The sequence below is a fragment of the Chromobacterium aquaticum genome, from assembly GCF_021129195.1.
GTDB classification, from domain to species: domain Bacteria; phylum Pseudomonadota; class Gammaproteobacteria; order Burkholderiales; family Chromobacteriaceae; genus Chromobacterium; species Chromobacterium aquaticum.
In genome coordinates, this window is record NZ_JAJOHW010000218.1 from 1 (window position 1) to 3,453 (window position 3,453).

Genomic DNA, 3,453 nt, shown 5'->3' on the forward strand with positions numbered 1-3,453 from the left:
CGCTCGCGCAGCGGCGGCAGCCGCACCGGGTAGTCCTGCAAGCGGTAGAACAGGTCGGCGCGGAACTCGCCGGCCGCCACCATCGCAGCGAGATCGCGATGAGTGGCGCAGATCAGCGCGAAATCCACCGCACGGGCCTGGCCGCCGCCCAGCGGCGTGACTTCGCGCTGCTGCAGCGCGCGCAGCAGCCGCGCCTGCATCGCCGCCGGCATGTCGCCCACCTCGTCCAGGAACAGCACGCCGCCGTCGGCCTCGCGCAGCTTGCCGGCCATGCCCTTGCGCCGCGCGCCGGTGAAGGCGCCCTCCTCGTAGCCGAACAGCTCAGACTCGATCAAGGCCTCCGGTATCGCCGCGCAATTGACGGCGACGAAGGGCGCGCGGCCGCGCCGGCTGGCGGCGTGCAGCGCGCGCGCGAACACCTCCTTGCCCACGCCGGTTTCGCCTTGCAGCAAGACCGGGATGTCGGCATTCAGCACCTTGACCGCGCGTTGCAGCGCCAGCGATGGCCGCGCCTCGGCCTTCGGAGGCGGCCGCTGCGCCACCACCCGCCGCGCCGGCGGCGTGATCTGCAGATGAAAATGCTGGCCGCGCCGGCCAAGCCGCGTGCGCAGGCCGTCGGCCGGCTGTAGTTCGCCGTCGAACAGCTGGCCGAAGCGCAGCCGGCCCAGATCCGCCCACGCCAGGCCCAGCCAGGCCAGCGCGCAGCTATTGGCCTCCACCAGCACATCGTCGGCGAAGACGAGCACGCCTTCGCGCGCGGAGCCGAGCAAGGCGTGATTCAGATGGAAGCGCACCAGCCAATGCTCGGCCGAAGGCCGCGCCAGCCAGCGGTGCTCGATCTGCCGCGCCGCCAGCCGCACCAGGCCCAGCGCGTGCGCCTCGTGACAGCGCGCGTCGCTGCTGATGTTGAGCGCGCCGGCCAGGCGGCCGTTGGGCGTGAATATCGGCGCGGCCGAGCAGGAAATGCCGCCGTTGCTGGCCAGATAATGTTCGCCGCCGTTGACCTGCACCGCCGCGCCCAGCGCCAGCGCGGTGCCGATGGCGTTGGTGCCCTTGTCGCGCTCGCCCCAGGCCATGCCAGGCAGCAGCGCCACCTGCTCCGCCTTGCGCAGAAATCCGGAGCTGCCGGCGGCGTTGAGGATCACGCCGGCGGCATCACTGAGCAGCACGATGCCGCGCCGGTCGCTGATCTGCTCGTACAAGCCGTCCAGTTCCGGCTGAGCCAGGCGCAGCAGCAAGCCATTGGCCTCGCGCAAGGCGCCCAGCGCCGCGCCGTCCAGGCCGTCCTCCGCCGGTTGCGGCGGCAGTTGCCGGCAGCGCCGCCAGGACTGGGCGATTTCGTCGCGGAGCCCGACGGGCTCCAGGCCCTCATGGAAGAAACGCCGGCGCGCGCCGTCCACGGGCGGGCGTGTAGAGTGCTCGGTCATCGCGATGCTCCCGAATGGCTGGTGCGCCCAAGGCCTGGGCGCGAAATCTCGGAACCTGTTCAAAATCCGCCGCGCTTGCTGAGACGTGACACGGTGAGTACTTCAGAATGCTCATGCGCCGCTTGTGCATTCCGCTTCTTCGGTTGTTTCGCCTTGTCGCGCTCAGGCTGGCGAGACTTTGAACGGGCTCGCAGAACTATTAGCACCGCCGGCGCGGCGGGCGCAAACGGCGGCTGAAAATCCGTAGCGCAACACTGTAGCGTTTTGCGACAACTCATGGCCTGGCCTATTGGCCAGCCGGCATCCATCGCCGCCATCTTGCGCCGCAATATCGATGTGGGCAGCGGCAATAGCCATCGGCCATTATCGATTCCGCACCGCAACATACCCCGAAGGCGTGACGGCTTGGCACGCTTCCTGCTGTGGGCCAGGACAGCGCGGTCCTCGCCGGCCGCGCGCCATGGCCAAATCTACAACAGGAGAAACCCAGCATGCGTTACGCTCATCCCGGCACCCCCGGCGCGGTGATTGCGTTCCAATCCCGTTACGGCAACTACATCGGCGGCCAGTTCGTGCCGCCGGTCAACGGTCAGCACTTCGTCAACACTTCTCCGGTCAACGGCCAGCCCATCGCCGAGTTTCCGCGCTCCGACGCCGCCGACATCGAACTGGCGCTGGACGCCGCCCACGCCGCCGCGGACGCCTGGGGCCAGACCTCGGCGCAGCAACGCTCCTATCTGCTGCTGCAGATCGCCGACCGCATCGAGGCCAACCTGGAAAAACTGGCGGTTACCGAAACCTGGGACAACGGCAAGCCGGTGCGTGAAACCCTGAACGCCGACATCCCGCTGGCCGCCGACCATTTCCGTTACTTCGCCGGCTGCATCCGCGCCCAGGAAGGCACGGCGGCGGAAATCGACCACAACACCATGGCCTATCACATCCACGAACCGCTGGGCGTGGTCGGTCAGATCATCCCGTGGAACTTCCCCCTGCTGATGGCGGCGTGGAAGCTGGCGCCGGCGCTGGCCGCCGGCAACTGCGTGGTGCTGAAGCCGGCGGAACAGACGCCGCTGGGCATCGCGGTGCTGATGGAAGTGATAGGCGATCTGCTGCCGCCGGGCGTGATCAACGTGGTGCACGGCTTCGGCAAGGAAGCCGGCCAGGCGCTGGCCACCAGCAAGCGCATCGCCAAGATCGCCTTCACCGGCTCTACCCCGGTGGGCCGCCACATCCTGCAATGCGCGGCGGAAAACATCATTCCGTCCACGGTGGAGCTGGGCGGCAAATCGCCCAATATCTTCTTCGAAGACATCATGCAGGCGGAGCCCTCCTTCATCGAGAAGGCCGCCGAAGGGCTGGTGCTGGCCTTCTTCAATCAGGGCGAGGTCTGCACCTGCCCGTCGCGCGCCTTGGTGCAGGAATCCATCTATCCGGCCTTCATGGCCGAGGTGATGAAGAAGGTGCGGGCGATCAAGCGCGGCGATCCGCTGGACACCGACACCATGGTCGGCGCCCAGGCCTCGCAGCAGCAGTTCGACAAAATCCTGTCCTATCTGGACATCGCGCGCCAGGAAGGCGCCGAGGTGCTGAGCGGCGGCAAGCTGGAACCGCTGGAAGGCGGCCTGGCCCAGGGCTATTACATCCAGCCCACCCTGCTGAAGGGCAATAACAAGATGCGGGTGTTCCAGGAGGAGATTTTCGGTCCGGTGGTCAGCATCGCCACCTTCAAGGACGAGGCCGAAGCCGTCGCCATCGCCAACGACACCGAGTTCGGCCTCGGCGCCGGGGTGTGGACCCGCGACATCAACCGCGCTTACCGCGTCGGCCGCGCGATCAAGGCCGGCCGGGTGTGGACCAATTGCTACCATCTCTACCCGGCGCACGCGGCCTTCGGCGGCTACAAGAAGTCCGGCATCGGCCGCGAAACCCACAAGCGTGCGCTGGATCACTATCAGCAGTCCAAGAATCTGTTGGTGAGCTTTGACGGCAAGCCGCTGGGCTTCTTCTAAGAACCTGTTTACGA

Annotated in this window: 2 protein-coding genes; one reads left to right on the plus strand and one right to left on the minus strand. The window is 67.4% G+C overall.

Annotated elements, in window-relative coordinates:
• Positions 1–1,427: sigma-54-dependent Fis family transcriptional regulator (locus LQT98_RS23100; RefSeq protein ID WP_231465520.1), on the minus strand; the 1,427-nt coding region annotated here is incomplete at its 3' end.
• Between the two features lie 491 nt (positions 1,428–1,918).
• Between LQT98_RS23100 and exaC the strand changes: the two genes are divergently transcribed.
• The gene (exaC, locus tag LQT98_RS23105; protein WP_231465522.1) at positions 1,919–3,439 is read left to right on the plus strand and encodes an acetaldehyde dehydrogenase ExaC; all 1,521 of its coding nucleotides are present in this window, start codon (positions 1,919–1,921) and stop codon (positions 3,437–3,439) included.
• The last annotated feature ends 14 nt before the right edge of the window (positions 3,440–3,453 follow it).

Bases quoted from the DNA above. Each gene is read 5' to 3' on its own strand.
- exaC (WP_231465522.1), top strand. From the start codon at position 1,919: ATGCGTTACGCTCATCCCGGCACCCCCGGCGCGGTGATTGCGTTCCAA.